The following is a 16364-nucleotide window of genomic DNA, read 5'->3' as shown; positions in this document are numbered from 1 at the left end:
TCAGAGGTGGATGGCGGTTTTTTTAAGCCTTTGACTTCTCGCAGACCGTAGAACACCTTGAGCGCTTCATCCACCAATTCTGCTTGTAGATTGGGGAAATGCACATCCACAATTTCACGCATGGTTGCTTGGTCAGGAAAATCAATATAATGAAAAAAGCAACGACGCAAGAAGGCATCAGGCAGTTCTTTTTCATTGTTTGACGTGATAATAACGACAGGACGATGATCGGCGGTAATCGTTTCGCCGGTTTCATACACATAAAACGACATTTTATCAAGCTCATGCAGCAAGTCGTTGGGGAACTCAATATCCGCTTTGTCAATCTCATCAATGAGCAGTACCACGCGCTCAGGACTGGTAAATGCCTGCCATAGCTTGCCTGCCTTGATATAGTTGGCAATATCATACACGCGGTCATCGCCCAGTTGGCTATCCCGCAGGCGTGATACCGCATCGTACTCATACAAGCCCTGTTCGGCTTTGGTGGTAGATTTGATGTGCCAAGTTAACAGTGGCATACCTAAACTTTTTGCCACTTCTTCAGCCAGTAGCGTTTTACCCGTGCCAGGTTCCCCTTTGATGAGTAACGGTTTTTGCAATCGAATCGCAGCATTGACGGCAAGCTTTAGGTTGTCAGTGGCAATATAACTATCGGTGCTTGCAAAACTGCTTTGGGTGACGCTATCGTCGATAGCATTAGTTGGCTGATGTTCAGACATAAAAAAACCTATGATAATCGTCAAAAATGAGTTTCAGACTATCATAAGTTTTAGGGAAAGTTAAGCTATAAGTAAAAGGTTAAGCTGTAAAAGATTAAACCGTCATCGCTTGTTGGCTTATCACCATCATAGCTTAGCGGCTAGGCTGGCTGATATTGGCGTTATTTAACGCATGTTTTTTGTTGGTTTTATCGATACCCATTCGAATAATTTGCCAAATAAAACCCAAAATACAGCCCACTGTAATCACAACCATAATTGGTAGCAACCCATTAAAGATAATTGCTGGATCTTTGAGTAAAATCCCATACACCACTGAAATACTCGCCGGTGCGATATCAGGCGGGGTACCAAGGGAAGTGGTTGGCGTGAGCAAAATCGCAAATAGAATAATCCAACTCAAACCTGCAAGCGTTTTTGGCAAAATCCGTACCACTAAAATCCAAAGCAGTAACACGATAATGGAAAACCCCACATAGGCATATAGGGGTAATTTGTCTGGCGGCACACCTTGAACCAACTGCGCCCACCAAATGATGATTTCGCCTAGCACATTGCCGATTTGGTCGAGTGATAAAAATGCAAACATAATTTTGCCTTGCCAAAAATAGATAGCTTATTTTAGCATGATTCAACTCATTTGGTTAAAATTTTGCTACTGCCACTTGTTCTGCTGCGCTTCTGCCATATTCAATTTTGCTTGACGTAACAGTACGTCTTCAGGCGGCATCTGCACAAAATATCCTTGGCTTTGTAATTTTTCTAACACTTCTGCTTTATTGACTCGTGCAAGCTTTGGCGTATTCGCCAAATCCAAATGCATCACAAATGTTTCGCGTCCAATCGCTTGGCGAAAATCCTTGGGCAACACTGACAACCAGTCACGAATCTCGTCCGTGTCATTGGGATAATTTGGACGAGCAATGTACACATACAGGTCATCTTTTTTGCTAAATTTATAAATATCGCAATGCATCATACAACTCTATTATTACTGTAAATTTAAAGTGCCTCTATCATACCATAAAATAGTATGTCTGGAATTGCACCCCTTTTGCTATTAGCTTGGGTATGTTACATGTTAGCCCATAAAAAAAGAGCAACTAGGGCAATTGCTCTTTTGGTGGTAAAAGCTACTGATAAATTTGCGCTTTATAAAAGCTAATTAATGATGCTCAGTATCGGCAATCTGCGCTTGTGCCAACGCAGACAATGCGGCTTTTAACATCGCTGATACGGTACTTGAGCAAGTGCCGATACCTGAATAAATCTCACCTTCAATATTCAACTGTAAGTAAGCAACGGCATTGGCATCACTGTTATTTTGGGTGAGCGGGCTTTGACTTTCAACCGTTAATGCATGCTCTGCATAGTTGATAACGTGAATATTTTTGTTCAATTTGGCAGAGATGGCATTGATAAAGGCAGACAACGGACCATTGCCATTACCAACAACGTCTATGATGTCATCTCCCATGCGTACAGAGCCTGAAAAGCTCACTGAGCCAGCGGTGTTTTTGATTTCATAATCTTGCAACGCCAAAGTAGATTGGTTTAAATAGGTGTCTTCAAACACGCTAATGACATCATCTGATGTCAATTCTGTCTGACGGCTTTCGGCTTCTTGTTGAATGACGCGGCTAAAGTCAATTTGCGTCCAGCGCGGCAAATGAAAGCCAAAGTCACGTTGCAAGATATAAGCAACACCGCCTTTCCCTGACTGGCTATTGATACGTACAACATCCTGATAGCCGCGTCCGATATGAGCAGGGTCAATCGGCAAGTATGCCACATCCCATAAGCCTTGGGTAGCTTCGGCATTTTTCTCGTTATAATCTAGCGATTTTTTGATGGCATCTTGGTGCGAGCCACTAAAAGCGGTAAATACCAACTCGCCCACATAAGGATGGCGTGGATGAATCGGCAACTGATTGCACTCACTTACCACTTGGGCGATTTCGCTCATGTTACTAAAATCAAGCTGTGGGTCTACGCCTTGGCTGTACATATTCATCGCCATAACCATAATGTCCATGTTGCCTGTGCGCTCGCCATTGCCAAAAAGCGTGCCTTCAATCCGGTCAGCCCCTGCCATCAAACCTAACTCACTGGCAGCCACGGCACAGCCACGGTCATTGTGAGTGTGAAGGCTCACAATCACATGCTCACGCATGGGTAAGTTTTGGCAAAAATATTCAATCTGATCGGCATAAATATTGGGCGTTGAGCTCTCTACTGTCGATGGCAAGTTAAAGATTACCTTCTGACCTAAGTCAGGGCGCCAAACTTTACACACCTCATCACAGATTTTGACCGAAAAATCGACCTCGGTTTGTGAGAAACTTTCAGGGGAATATTCAAAAATCCATTCGGTTTCAGGGTATTCTTTCGCCAAATCACGCAACAATGTCGCGCCTTCAACCGCAATCGCAATAATGTCATCATAATCTTTTTGATACACTTTTTCGCGCTGCACTTTTGAGGTTGAGTTATACACGTGGACGATGGCACGTTTGGCACCCTTCAACGACTCAAAGGTACGGCGAATCAAATGTTCGCGTGCCTGCACCAATACTTGCAAGGTCACATCGTCGGGTACGTGTCCGCCTTCGATTAATTTGCGGGTAAAGTCATACTCAACTTGCGCCGCTGATGGAAAACCAATCTCAATTTCTTTAAACCCCACTTGCACCAACAAGTCAAAGAAGCGCATTTTTTGTTCAATGCTCATCGGCTCAATCAAGGCTTGGTTACCATCTCGCAAATCCACCGACGTCCATATGGGCGCTTTGGTGATGGTTTTATCGGGCCAAGTACGCTGGGTCATTTTTGGTGCAAACGCAAAGGGTTGGTATTTTTTATGATTAAAAGCCGTATTCTTGGGTTGTATTGACATGCTAATGCTCCACATTTAATTTTACTTAAAATTTTATGATAAAATTATACCCATTTTTTTGTAGTTGAAGTAACCAAATTTTGCTATAAAATACATAGAATTTGATATTTGTGGCTACTATAATTATATTATGTAGTTAAAATCACTAATATTAAGAATTTATCATGGCTTCATTAGATAAAATAGACAGACAAATTTTAGCGCTATTACGAGAAAATGCACGCATGAGTAACCTTGAATTGGCAGAAAGCGTAAACTTAAGCCCTACTCCCTGTACGCGCAGAGTCAAACAATTAGAGGATTCAGGTGTTATCACGGGTTATAGTGTCACCACTGACCCTAGAAAATTAGGTTATCAACTGTCAGTTTATATTGCCATTAGCATGGATAAACATACAGCAGAACGCTTTAGCAACTTTGAAAAAAAACTACGAGAATTTCCTGAAGTGGTCAGCTGTAGTATTGTGACAGGGCGCAGTGAAGACTATCTTATCAAAGCTTTGGTTAAAGATATGGCGCATTATGAGGAATTTTTATTACATCGTCTAAACCGTATTGAAGGTATCGCACAAGTGCATACCAGTTTTGAATTACGGCAAGTGTTTGAAAAGTCAATCATCTGATTGGGTGTTAAAGGCTGTTTTAAAAACCTATAAAGAAACGCATTATTTGTTGGTCTCGCTTATGTTACCCAGCCAAACAATAAAAAAGCCATTGATAACCAACGGCTTTTTTATTGTCTAATCGTTATTTTTCCCAAATTCCCGATGTGATTTTGGCTTTCATGGCGGGGTATTTATTGATGTTAAAAACAGGATGCTTAACACCTGATTTGATTTGAGCAGAATAATCTTTTGCCAAAATAAACACATATTTTGACAACAGGACGATACTGACAAGATTAATGTACGCCATAATCGCCATCATCAAATCACCCATATCCCACACCATAGGCACTTCAGCCACAGAACCAAAATACACAAAGGCAAGCACTAAAATACGAAATATATTTAAAATCATTGGATGATTCTTAAGATATTGCACATTGGTTTCGGCATAGGCGTAGTTGCCAATAATACTCGAAAAAGCGAACATGAACAGCACTACTGCTAGGAAAATTTGTGCCCATGAACCCACATGACTTTCTAACGCCGCTTGTGTCAATTGAATCCCTGTTAAATCAGCGGTGGGTAATTTTGATAATAAAATAATAAACGCAGTACAAGAGCAGACAATAATGGTATCCACAAAAACGCCCAAACTTTGAATAAGGCCTTGTGTGGCGGGATGAGGCACATCCGCAGCAGCAGCGGCATTGGGGGCAGAGCCTTGACCTGCTTCGTTAGAGTACAAACCCCGCTTAATCCCAAGCATCATCGACTGCGATACCAAACCGCCTAACGCCCCACCCGCTGCCGCATTAAAAGTAAAGGCATCGGTCAGAATCAAATTAAATACCTGCGGAATCATGGTGATATTGGTCACAATAATATACAACGCCATTAGCAGATACACCCCTGCCATCACAGGTACTAGCATTTCTGAAATGGTGGCAACCCGTTTTATCCCACCAAAAATAATCGGTGCAGAAATGATAACCAACAATAGCGCTACCACATGTTTACCAGTCCCCCATGAAGTACAGGTATTATCGCCCGTACAGCCAACCGCCGATTGTACGGCTTGGGCGATAGTATTGGCTTGAATGGCATTATATACCAAGCCAAAGCACAAAATCAGACTCACGGCAAACGCCACACCTAGCCAACCTTGCCCTAAACCCTGACGGATATAGTAAGCAGGTCCACCCCGAAAATGCCCATTGGCATCTCGCACCTTAAATAATTGTGCCAATGACGACTCAGCAAACGCCGATGCCATCCCAATCAAGGCAATAAACCACATCCAAAATACCGCACCCGGTCCACCAACACTTACTGCAATAGCAACCCCTGCGATATTCCCTGTACCGACACGACTCGCCAGTCCTGTCATAAACGCTTGAAACGATGAGATACTCTCACTATGCTCGTGATGTTCGGTGCTTCGGCTAGCCAGCAAATTCTTGACACTATGTCCAAATAAACGAAATTGAACAAACCCTGTCATGACGGTAAAAAACACACCAATACAAATCAAAATCCACACCAACCAATCCCACATTGGTGAACTAACAAGATTGACACTACAATGAATGCTATCCATCACGTTTGCTTGCGCCAAGCAAGCTAAATCTTTGTTATACATCAATAAATCTCGCCTCAAAAATTGATAGCGGATAGTATCAATAAAGCAAACTTTTGGCAATCATTAAACAAAAAAAACGACACCAAAAGTGTCGTTTTTCTAAAGCTTATGCTAACAAATTAGAAACGGTAAGTTGCACCGATTTTAGCGATTGGGTACCATTTTGAATAATTTGAATCATCCAAATCTTGTTGTAAGTCAGATTTTAAACGATCATTGTCAAATTTTGTAATTTCATCACCATTGGCATCTAGAACTCGTGTGTTAGCATCAGTTACTTTTAAGCCACCAGTATAAGCCGCACCGATTTCACCAAATACACCAAAGTTATTAGTGATATTAGGACGGAAACCAATAGTTAAGTATGGGTTCATGGTGTTTTTGTTTTCAGCTGACGCTTCAATGTTACCATAGTAAGAGTTACCATTGATTTTAACTTGTTTGGTTTCAGTCGCTTGTTTTTTCAAAGTGATTTCATTGTCACCAAAAATGGTACCAACACCCACAGTAAACCAATTTCCAGCTGGACGTAAATTCACACCAATATACGGATTGCTTGAATCTGTTTCTAAATCATATTCAACATCTTCAATTTCGATGGTGTCTTTTAAATCACCAATATCACCGCCAGCCCAACCAGCTACAAGCTCAGTCTTATCGTTTAGCGCCCAACCAAGATTGGCACCATAACCTAAAGTACCTACTTCGGCACTGATAGCGGCAGGATGTGTTACCGTATCAAAAAACGTTCTAGTACCAGTAACGACTTGAGTTGTCGTATTTTGTACCACACCTGCGTTTGGATCGTAGGTAGTAGTAGATACGGCAACAGGCTGTGCAACAACTTGTTGATCAACCACTACATTTTGAGCAAAAGCAGAAGTTGCAATTAAAGCAGCAGGAATAGCAGCTAATTTCAAAACTTTCATATAAATCTCCTAAGGACAGGATAAGGTAAATTTACCATTTCTCTTAAAAATCTAAAAGACTTTCAAGCGATGAATGACATATAAAGAAAAAGTAAATTAGTTGACATATTTTGTTACGTTTCTCTTAGGTATATTAAAACGTAATTTTTCAGCAATGTCTTTTAATTTTGTATAACTTTTCTATATATTTATGTAATTACATAGGATGAAGTGTAATATTTTATCAAAAATGTTGCTTTTTTAAAAGACTTAAGTTGATGTTGCAATTAAGAGAATGACTTTTATGTTAATTTTTTTTACAATACGCCTATCGAGAGATGCTGCAGCTTAAGGTTGGCTTAATTTATATTTGCTTGCCTGCGCTAGGCTCGTTTTTTGTATTTTAACCAAAATAAATCCAAAATAAATAACGGCATCTGCGTTTTTACTTTAACTTTTTTTACCGGTTTTAAGGAGTGGACGCAGTGTCCCTGTCTATCAATTCTACTGATTCAAATTTTTCTGATTATAAAGTTGCCGATATTAGCCTTGCCGACTACGGTCGCAAAGAAATCAAACTGGCTGAAACTGAAATGCCTGCTTTGATGGGCTTACGCCAACGCTACCAAGCCGAGCAGCCTTTAAAAGGTGCCAAGATTGTGGGCTGTATCCACATGACCATCCAAACAGCGGTATTGATTGAAACGCTCGTGGCGCTGGGTGCAGAAGTACGCTGGACTTCTTGTAATATTTTTTCAACCCAAGACCATGCCGCTGCCGCCATCGCAGCAGCCGGTATTCCTGTTTTTGCTTGGAAAGGTGAAACTGAGGAAGAATACGAATGGTGTCTTCGCCAGCAGATTTTTGAAGGCGGTGAAGCCACAGGCAAGCTGTGGGATGCCAATATTATTTTAGATGATGGCGGCGACTTGACGGCGCTGATTCATAACGACTACCCGCAAATGCTCGACAACATTCACGGTATCTCAGAAGAGACAACAACAGGGGTACATCGTCTAATTGAAATGTTAAATGCAGGCACCTTAAAAGTACCCGCGATTAATGTCAATGACGCAGTGACCAAATCAAAAAATGATAACAAATATGGCTGTCGTCATAGCCTAAACGATGCCATCAAACGTGGTACCGATATGCTGTTAGCGGGTCGTCGTGCACTTGTTATCGGTTATGGCGATGTGGGTAAAGGTTCTGCTCAAAGCTTACGTCAAGAAGGCATGGTAGTACGAGTGACGGAAGCCGATCCGATTTGTGGTATGCAAGCTTGTATGGATGGCTATGAATTGGTCTCGCCATTTGTGGAAGGTGACCCTGCCAAAGGCGTCAACAATACCCTCATGCAAGATACTGACTTGGTGGTCACTACCACTGGTAACTACCATGTCTGTAATAGCGATATGTTAAAAGCCTTAAAAGCCACGGCAGTGGTTTGTAATATTGGTCACTTTGATACCGAGATTGATACCCAGTTCATGCGTGACAACTGGAAATGGGTGGAAGTGAAGCCTCAAGTACACCAAGTCTATCGATCAGAAGATGAAAACGATTACTTGCTTTTATTGTCTGAAGGTCGTTTGGTCAATTTGGGCAATGCCACAGGTCACCCATCACGTATTATGGATGGCTCTTTTGCCAACCAAGTATTGGCACAAATGCATTTATTTAAAGAAAAATTTGCTGATTTGCCGGCGGACAAAAAAGCGGACAATTTATATGTCAAAGTATTGCCAAAAAAACTCGATGAAGAAGTGGCAGCAGCTATGGTCGCAGGCTTTAACGGGGTACTGACTAAATTGACGCAGCAGCAAGCCGATTATATCGGTGTGCCAGTTGAAGGTCCGTTCAAACCTGATAGCTATAAATACTAATAGCTAGAAATACTATTTGTTAAAGGTTCAATCAAAGTCATGCCTCGGTGCATGACTTTTTTTATGCCGTTTAACTCAATATTTATGCCAAAAAATTCAATTTTTTTACTGTTATACCCGTTATAATGGTGCTATTTTTTTAGCATTTTGGATACTTTCATGACCACCATGACAACGCCGTTTTCTTTTGAGTTTTTCCCCACCAAGACCGATGACGGTCAAACCAAATTATTGACAACCTTTGATGAATTAAATGCTTTAAAACCTCAATATTTTAGCGTCACGTATGGCGCAGGTGGGTCAACCCGTGAGCGCACCTTAGGCATTGTTAAGGCACTGAGTGAAAAAAGTGACACGCCCATTACCCCGCATTTATCCTGCATTGGCGATGATAAAGCCAAAATTGGCGAGTTATTGGATTATTATAAATCGTTAGGCATTAATCGCTTGGTGGCGTTGCGCGGTGATTTGCCATCAGGTATGGTAGGTCTTGGCGAGCTGCCGTTTGCTGTCGATTTGGTTAAATACATACGTGAGCATAGCGGTGATTATTTTCGTATCAAAGTCGCTGCTTATCCAGAAATGCACCCGCAAGCCAAAAGCTTTGATGCTGATATCCAAAACTTGCTCAATAAATACCACGCCGGCGCGACTGAAGCGATTACCCAGTTTTTCTACAACGCTGACAGCTATCTATATCTGCGTGATGCCCTTGCCAAAAAAGGGGTGACACAAGATGAGTTCCCGATTATCGCAGGCATTATGCCCATCACCAATGCGTCAAATTTGATTCGATTTGCCGATGGCTGTGGGGCAGATATTCCACGTTTCATCCGTAAACAGCTTGCTGACTATGGCGATGATAAAAAAGCCATTCGTCAATTTGGGTTTGAAGTGGTGGTCAACCTATGTGAGCGTTTGATTGCCGAAGGCGTACCGTCAATGCATTTTTACAGCATGAACCAAGTCAGCCCAAATAAACAACTGATTGAAGCGCTCGGTTTGGTTTAATTGCGTATAGAAATTACGCACTATCTGACAGCAAAAAAAATGAGCATGGCGATGTTAAACTGTCTGTTCAACATCGTAAAATTGGGGCATCGCAAAATAACGCTTATCTTAAAAAGCTTATCTGGAACAGTTTATCTTGAGCAGCTACTGTTCGGTAAAATTTTATGATGCGATTGCCCTGATGGTCGGATGCTTACCTAATTATGCTTGCCTAGTTAAATGTCGTCATACGTTAGGTTTGCGCCAATATTTTAACTTTGAAGTGTGACCAATCCCCACATTAAAGGTGTTGGTAGGATCTAGCTTTCGATAAAAATTGGCTAATGCTGGCTTAGCAACATATAAATGACCCACATTGTGTTCTGCGGGATATTCTGCTCTACGCTCGTCTAGCAGCTGCCACATCTGATGTTCAATATCCAGTGGATTAGTGCCTTTTTTGACAATGTAATCTTGGTGAAATACATGACAAAAAAAATGCCCATAATATAATTTATGTAACATATGTTGTTCGAGATCTGCGGGGATTTTTTCTACCCATTCTCTATCGTTACGTCGTAACGCAATATCCAATGCCACAATATCCTCAACCTCTGCTCGGTGGGTATCACGATATCGTATCGCCGCCCCGGCAACAGCAAAACGGTGTAAGAAAGCTTTGCGACCTTCTTCCTCCGTACAGGCAAAATACGAGCCAGTAGAATGAACGGCAAAATACTCATTTAAAAACTGCTGTGTCTGTTCTGCGCTTTGCTCATCTACTCGTAGAATCAAATGATGCTCAAAACGCTGATGAAACGCTAGCATGCGCCGCGGTAAATGACTGGGTAAGAAAAAGGTGATAGCTTGTAAAATTTGATCAGTCAGACCCCGTATTTTTATTTTCTCCAACCACCCGTCAATGCGATCTTTGAGGGCTAATGCTCTGGGTATATTCACCGTGCCAAAACGTTCAATAAACAAGAAGGTGTCTTTGCCATACTTTGCACCAATACTAAAAGCATCACGATGAATATATTCCCCAGCAATCGGCAAGCTGGGTAACGATGTCAGCAAATAACGACGTATCGCCGTTAAGTCATCATGGTCATTTGAGCCGATATAAAAAACCTTACTTTCAACTTTTTCAAAGGTGTCGAGTCGCACCGCAAACACACAGACTTTACCCGCTGAACCCGATGCTGCATATAATCGTGTCGGATCGGCATTGAATCTAGCAGGGCTGTCTGCATCGACTTGCTTAACGTCATGGGCATAACGATTGTCTGATGCCAGCTGAGTGGTTTGCGTGGTTATCTGACCGGTTTCATAGTCTTGTTTTTGCAGTCTGGTGAGTATCTCTTCGGCCGTGTTGCCTAAATCAATACCTAGATGATTAATCAATTCTAACTTACCCGATTCATTGACACGGGCATACAACGCCATTTCAGTATAAGCAGGTCCACGACGTACCAGTGCGCCACCTGAGTTGTTACACACCCCACCTAAAACTGAAGCGCCAATACATGATGACCCAATCACAGAATGCGGTTCACGATTATAAGGTTTTAAAGTACGTTCAAGATTATCCAAAGTTGCGCCTGGTAAACACACCACTTGTTTGCCATCTAAAATCACTTGGATGCCTTGTAGGCGCCGAGTACTCATAATGATGACTGGACGATCGTAGTCATCACCATAAGGAGTAGAGCCGCCTGTCAGTCCTGTATTGGCAGCTTGCATAATTACCACACAATCTGCCTCAATAATTGTTTGTAGTGCCTGCCACTGCTCAAGTAAAGTACCTGGACATACCACAGCCAACACTTTTCCCTCACCAAAACGTATGCCTTGTCGATAATGACGGGTATCTTGTTCATCGATGAGTACATAAGACTTCCCTACGATTTTCGTTAATTTATCGAGTGTTGGCTTATACTGTTTTAACATGATAAATATCCTTATTGATTAAATGAGTCATGAGGCTTTATTGGCGATTATATTGACTTGTTGATAGTTGAACCGGTCTGGTTTTATCAAAGGTAGGATTGTGTTCGATAGTATGGCTGCGCATGGCGTTAAGATGGTCAAGTGTGCGTTTACCATCGGTGGCTCGATTGTAGATGCGGTTATCGCTGATTTGTGCTATTAGATTTTTTATTAGGAGATTTTTTGCTACCAGATTTTGTGCTAGATGAGGCTTGGCATAGTGGCTAAGTATGTAGCTTTCTTGGGTTACCCGTAAACATTGGCAGTGGTCTAAGCGAGTGATGAGTTTTTGTTTCATCCCTTTATGCTACTATATTTTAATCAATTTACGCAAAAATTTATGCGCTTTGTATCAGCGCTCAATGTAAAAGGAGACTATTGAAGTCCCCTTTTTTACTGGTGTGAGTATGTTTTAGTTTGATGTTACATGGTTACATGGCAGCTGCGAAGATTGCTACGACTTGTTCATGATTTGCCTTGCGTGGGTTGGTGAGCATACAAGCATCGTTTTGGGCATTGGTTGCCATGATGGCAAGGTCTTCTTGTTTAACACCAAGCTCAGTGAGTCCTGTAGGAATACCTACCGATTGGGATAGCTCACGAATTGCATTGATGCCTGCTTTACCTGCTTCTGCTCGAGTCATGTCTTTGATGTCAATGCCCATAAATTGTGCAATATCTGCATAACGCTCAGGTGTTGAGATAAGGTTAAATTCACAGACGTGCGGTAACAAAATCGCATTACAAACACCATGTGGCAGATTGTAGAATCCACCTAACTGGTGCGCCATTGCATGTACATAACCTAGCGAGGCATTATTAAACGCCATGCCTGCTAAGTATTGAGCATAGCTCATAGCCTCACGCGCTTCAATGTTTTCGCCATTCGCTACAGCTTGACGCAGCCATTGTTGAATCATTCGAATGGCTTTTTCAGCACAAGCATCTGTAATCGGATTTGCAGCAGTCGATACATACGCCTCTACCGCATGGGTTAACGCATCCATACCTGTTGCCGCAGTTAAAGATGCAGGTTTAGCAGTCATCAGTCGAGGGTCATCAATAGCAATGAGTGGGGTACAACGCCAATCTACAATCGCCATTTTGACGTGGGTATCGGTATTGGTGATAATACAAAAACGTGTCATCTCTGATGCCGTGCCTGCCGTGGTATTGATAGCAATCAATGGCGTCATTGGCACTTTACTTTTATCAATACCTTCATAGTCACGGATATGACCACCGCCTGCGGTCACTAGACCAATCCCTTTTGCACAGTCATGTGACGAACCACCACCCAATGAGATGATAAAATCACAGCCGTTATCCTGATAAGCTGTGACGCCATCGTGGACATTTTTGTCAGTTGGATTTGGCTCTGCGCCTGCAAATACGTAGCTATCAATACCTTGTTCGCTTAAATGTTTAATGATAATGTCTGGAACACCTGCTTTGTTCAGCCCTTGGTCAGTTACAATAAGCGCTTTTTTAGCACCTAGGTCTTTGGCTTTTGAGCCTACTTCTTTGACACAGCCAGGTCCAAATAATGATACGCAGGGAATAAAAAAGCCACTGGTTTGATCGGAGATTTGCTTATAAGCCATGATTAAATTCCTTTTAATCTTTTATGGTTAAGGGTATATAGTAATTTTATTCGTACGCCTAGTTTTTTGTCATCATTACAACTAGATAAGATGTACTAATATATTTTTATAAAATATATTCTTATAAAATCACTATGACTTGATTTTAGTTCAGTCATCCAATGCGCTCTACCTACTATTAACCTACCTTAGTCAAAAAGTTACTCGAGTTGATGTTTTTTGAAAAAATAAAGCACGCTACTTGCCTCCCTCATGGCTTATGCTGTCAACCTTACAGCAAGACACTGCATAGCTTCCATCACGCAGCCTGACAGCAAAACCTTGAATCTCTACTGACTCCAATACGAAGCTTTCTTGTATCCGTTCACACAAAATTCATATTACTATTAAAATTGGTATTACCAATTTACAAAAAACCTGATAAATATCGCTGTTTTTTTGAAATTTAATTGAATTAAAGTGTAATATTCTTTATTATTTCACCAATTAATGACACTTCGACTATTTTGGTAATACCAATTATTTCACGGAGGAAATAATGATGCAACATTGGCAACAAATTTATGATCCCATGGGTAATATTTGGCTTTCAAGTGCCATTGCCCTTATCCCAATTATCTTCTTTTTTCTAGCCTTGGCGGTATTTCGTTTAAAAGGTAGTGTCGCAGGCACCATTACCGTTATTTTGGCGTTGCTTGTTGCTTTATTTTTATATCAAATGCCGGTGACATTAGCGCTATCATCCGCGATTTATGGATTCTTCTACGGACTTTGGCCCATCGCCTGGATTATTATCGGTGCGGTATTTTTATATAAAGTCACGGTAAAAACAGGGCAATTTGATATTATCCGCTCCAGTATTTTATCGCTGACCGAAGACCAACGCTTACAGATGTTATTGGTCGGGTTTGCCTTTGGTACTTTTTTGGAAGGCGCAGCAGGCTTTGGTGCGCCCGTGGCTATCACGGCGGCGTTATTGGTAGGATTAGGGTTTAAGCCTTTATATGCGGCTGGACTTTGCCTCATCGTCAATACTGCCCCTGTTGCCTTTGGTGCGATGGGAATTCCAATCATTGTGGCAGGACAAGTGTCTGGGGTAGAAACCCATGCCATCAGCCAAATGGTCGGACGTCAGTTGCCTTTTATTGTGCCGATTGTGTTAGTGTGGATTATGGCGATTATGGACGGGTGGCGCGGGGTTCGTGAAACCTTTCCAGCGATTGTGGTCGGTGGTGGGTCATTTGCCATTGCGCAGTTTTTGACCTCAAATTATATTGGACCTGAGTTGCCTGATATTACCGCTGCTATTGCCTCGTTAATTAGTTTGACGTTGCTATTTAAAGTGTGGCAGCCCAAGCATGTGTTCCGTTTTGAAAATCAAGTCGATAGCAAAAATCAGATGGGTGATACCACAAGCGTATCAGCACCGTTGCCAACTACCCATTACTCGCCCGCTCAAATCATCAAAGCTTGGATGCCGTTTGCCATTTTGACAGCGATGGTGTCGTTATGGAGTATTAAGCCGTTTAAAGATTTGTTTGTCAAAGGCAAAGATGGTCATCCTGATGGAGCGTTGGTCGATATGGTGATGAGTATCAATGTGCCGTATTTGCACAATACGGTACAAAAACTACCCCCAGTCGTCACCAAGATTACCGACTATGCGGCCATTTATAAATTTGATTGGTTCTCGGCAACAGGTACTGCGATCGTGCTCGCGGCGATTATCTCCATCGTGATGCTAAAAATGCGTCCTAAAGAAGCGTTATCGACGTTTGGCGAGACCGTTAAAGAACTACGCACCCCGATTTATTCTATTGGTATGGTGTTAGCGTTTGCGTTTATCGCCAATTATTCGGGGTTGTCTGCTACATTAGCGTTAGCATTGGCACACACGGGCAAAGCTTTTACCTTCTTTTCACCATTTTTGGGTTGGTTAGGGGTATTTTTGACAGGCTCAGACACGTCAGCCAATGCGTTATTTGCCGCCCTTCAAGCCACCACCGCTCAGCAAATTGGTGTGCCTGAGGTGTTGTTAGTGGCAGCCAATACTTCGGGTGGGGTGACCGGTAAAATGATTTCTCCCCAATCCATTGCCATTGCCTGTGCCGCCACAGGTTTGGTGGGTAAAGAGTCGGATTTGTTCAGATTTACCGTCAAACATAGTATTATTTTTACCATTATGATGGGCGCGCTCATTACGCTACAAGCGTATGTTGTGCCTTGGATGATTCCACACGGATAATGATGGGTAAGGTATGAAGGTCGCAACGCAGGTTATTGAACAATTAATTTCGCTAATAGACCGTGAAGGGCTAAAAAATGGCGATAGATTGCCTGCCGAGCGCCATTTGTGTGAGCGATTAGGCGTATCTCGTACCGCACTGCGTGAAGCGATACAGCAGATGAATAGTGTCGGTATTACCGAAAGTCGTATTGGGTCGGGAACGTTTGTCAAAGATGTGCAAAAAATTAAACAGAACCAACCCCTTGTGGCGCTGTCTGATAATCTGATATTACAGACCCTAACCCCCTTATTGGATGCTGATCCCCTGTATCGCCTAGATGTGCAAGAAGCAAGAATTGTACTAGAAGGCGGTACAGCCTGGTACGCTGCCCAAAGAGCCAGCAAACAAGACATTGAAAAAATCCGCTTTTACTACGAGCAGTTAGCAAACAGTCAGGCACATGGCGACACCGAACAAGCCGCTATTGCCGATGCCAATTTTCATTTAGCGATTGCTGAAGCTTCCCAAAATGCGGTATTGTTGCAGATGATGAAAAATGTTTTTCATCTACTGCGACATAACGTGGTATTAGCTCGGCGAAAAATTTACACGGAGCATTATGGCTTTGAAACCTTACATACGCAGCACATGGCGATGATGAATGCGATTATTGCGCGTGATAGTGAATTAGCTCGCAAAGCCGTGGGTGAGCATATTGAGTTTGTGATAAAACAGGTTGCCAAGATTGATGAGGCAACGGCTCGCAGACAGCGAGTTTCCCGGGTGGCCACTGATGCTTTTTAATACAGATGCCTGTTAATGCAGGCGCATTTTATAAACGTATTTTAGTGTAAACAGTTTTGAGTGCCAGTGGCTATTTTTACCATTAATAAC

At 42.2% G+C, this 16364-nt stretch carries 14 protein-coding genes; 5 read left to right on the top strand and 9 right to left on the bottom strand.

Annotated elements, in window-relative coordinates:
* From RT143_RS08105 to leuA, 4 genes are all read right to left on the bottom strand, one after another.
* The coding region (locus RT143_RS08105) for an AAA family ATPase (protein WP_313092330.1) at positions 1 to 722 on the bottom strand (722 nt) is incomplete at its 3' end.
* 133 nt (positions 723 to 855) lie between these two features.
* Positions 856 to 1311, bottom strand: a complete 456-nt coding sequence (locus tag RT143_RS08100; RefSeq protein WP_313012850.1) for a resolvase — start codon at positions 1309 to 1311, stop codon at positions 856 to 858.
* A gap of 66 nt (positions 1312 to 1377) precedes the next feature.
* Positions 1378 to 1698: a YcgL domain-containing protein gene (locus RT143_RS08095; protein ID WP_099833788.1), complete on the bottom strand. Its 321-nt coding sequence runs from the start codon at positions 1696 to 1698 to the stop codon at positions 1378 to 1380.
* 189 nt (positions 1699 to 1887) lie between these two features.
* Positions 1888 to 3618 carry a 2-isopropylmalate synthase gene (gene leuA, locus RT143_RS08090; protein ID WP_219298792.1) on the bottom strand — a complete coding sequence of 577 codons (1731 nt, stop codon included), beginning with the start codon at positions 3616 to 3618 and terminating at the stop codon, positions 1888 to 1890.
* Between the two features lie 164 nt (positions 3619 to 3782).
* Between leuA and RT143_RS08085 the strand changes: the two genes are divergently transcribed.
* On the top strand, positions 3783 to 4241 hold the full coding sequence (locus RT143_RS08085; protein ID WP_313092329.1) for an Lrp/AsnC family transcriptional regulator: 459 nt from the start codon (positions 3783 to 3785) through the stop codon (positions 4239 to 4241).
* A gap of 124 nt (positions 4242 to 4365) precedes the next feature.
* On the opposite strand, the gene RT143_RS08080 is transcribed toward RT143_RS08085, so the two are convergent.
* Together RT143_RS08080 and RT143_RS08075 are read right to left on the bottom strand one after the other, a co-directional pair.
* On the bottom strand, positions 4366 to 5823 hold the full coding sequence (locus RT143_RS08080; RefSeq protein WP_313092333.1) for an alanine/glycine:cation symporter family protein: 1458 nt from the start codon (positions 5821 to 5823) through the stop codon (positions 4366 to 4368).
* Between the two features lie 161 nt (positions 5824 to 5984).
* Entirely contained in the window at positions 5985 to 6794 is an 810-nt protein-coding gene (locus RT143_RS08075) for a hypothetical protein (protein WP_313092327.1), read from the bottom strand.
* A 476-nt stretch (positions 6795 to 7270) separates the two neighbouring features.
* Between RT143_RS08075 and ahcY the strand changes: the two genes are divergently transcribed.
* A complete protein-coding gene (gene ahcY / locus RT143_RS08070; protein WP_309593007.1) occupies positions 7271 to 8659 on the top strand; it encodes an adenosylhomocysteinase in 1389 nt (462 codons plus the stop codon).
* Between the two features lie 168 nt (positions 8660 to 8827).
* Positions 8828 to 9670, top strand: coding sequence for a methylenetetrahydrofolate reductase [NAD(P)H] (gene metF, locus RT143_RS08065; RefSeq protein ID WP_159676904.1), 843 nt, complete (start codon positions 8828 to 8830; stop codon positions 9668 to 9670).
* A 225-nt stretch (positions 9671 to 9895) separates the two neighbouring features.
* On the opposite strand, the gene dld is transcribed toward metF, so the two are convergent.
* The 3 genes from dld to mdh all read right to left on the bottom strand — a co-directional run bounded on the left by dld (position 9896) and on the right by mdh (position 13242).
* Entirely contained in the window at positions 9896 to 11599 is a 1704-nt protein-coding gene (gene dld / locus RT143_RS08060) for a D-lactate dehydrogenase (protein ID WP_313092325.1), read from the bottom strand.
* Positions 11600 to 11636: 37 nt separating this feature from the next.
* Positions 11637 to 11936, bottom strand: a complete 300-nt coding sequence (locus RT143_RS08055) for a hypothetical protein (RefSeq protein ID WP_313092324.1) — start codon at positions 11934 to 11936, stop codon at positions 11637 to 11639.
* 133 nt (positions 11937 to 12069) lie between these two features.
* Complete coding sequence (gene mdh / locus RT143_RS08050) at positions 12070 to 13242, bottom strand: iron-dependent methanol dehydrogenase (RefSeq protein WP_099833782.1); 1173 nt, start codon at positions 13240 to 13242, stop codon at positions 12070 to 12072.
* A gap of 538 nt (positions 13243 to 13780) precedes the next feature.
* Here mdh and lldP point away from each other — a divergent pair.
* Positions 13781 to 15487 carry an L-lactate permease gene (lldP, locus tag RT143_RS08045; protein WP_313092321.1) on the top strand — a complete coding sequence of 569 codons (1707 nt, stop codon included), beginning with the start codon at positions 13781 to 13783 and terminating at the stop codon, positions 15485 to 15487.
* Positions 15488 to 15500: 13 nt separating this feature from the next.
* Positions 15501 to 16274, top strand: coding sequence for an FCD domain-containing protein (locus tag RT143_RS08040; RefSeq protein ID WP_313092319.1), 774 nt, complete (start codon positions 15501 to 15503; stop codon positions 16272 to 16274).
* Positions 16275 to 16364 lie beyond the last annotated feature (90 nt).

The organism is Moraxella sp. CTOTU48268, assembly GCF_032069585.1.
Taxonomy (GTDB): domain Bacteria; phylum Pseudomonadota; class Gammaproteobacteria; order Pseudomonadales; family Moraxellaceae; genus Faucicola; species Faucicola cinerea.
The sequence above is the reverse complement of the archived record's forward strand: the minus strand, read 5'-3'. Positions and strand labels throughout refer to the sequence as shown.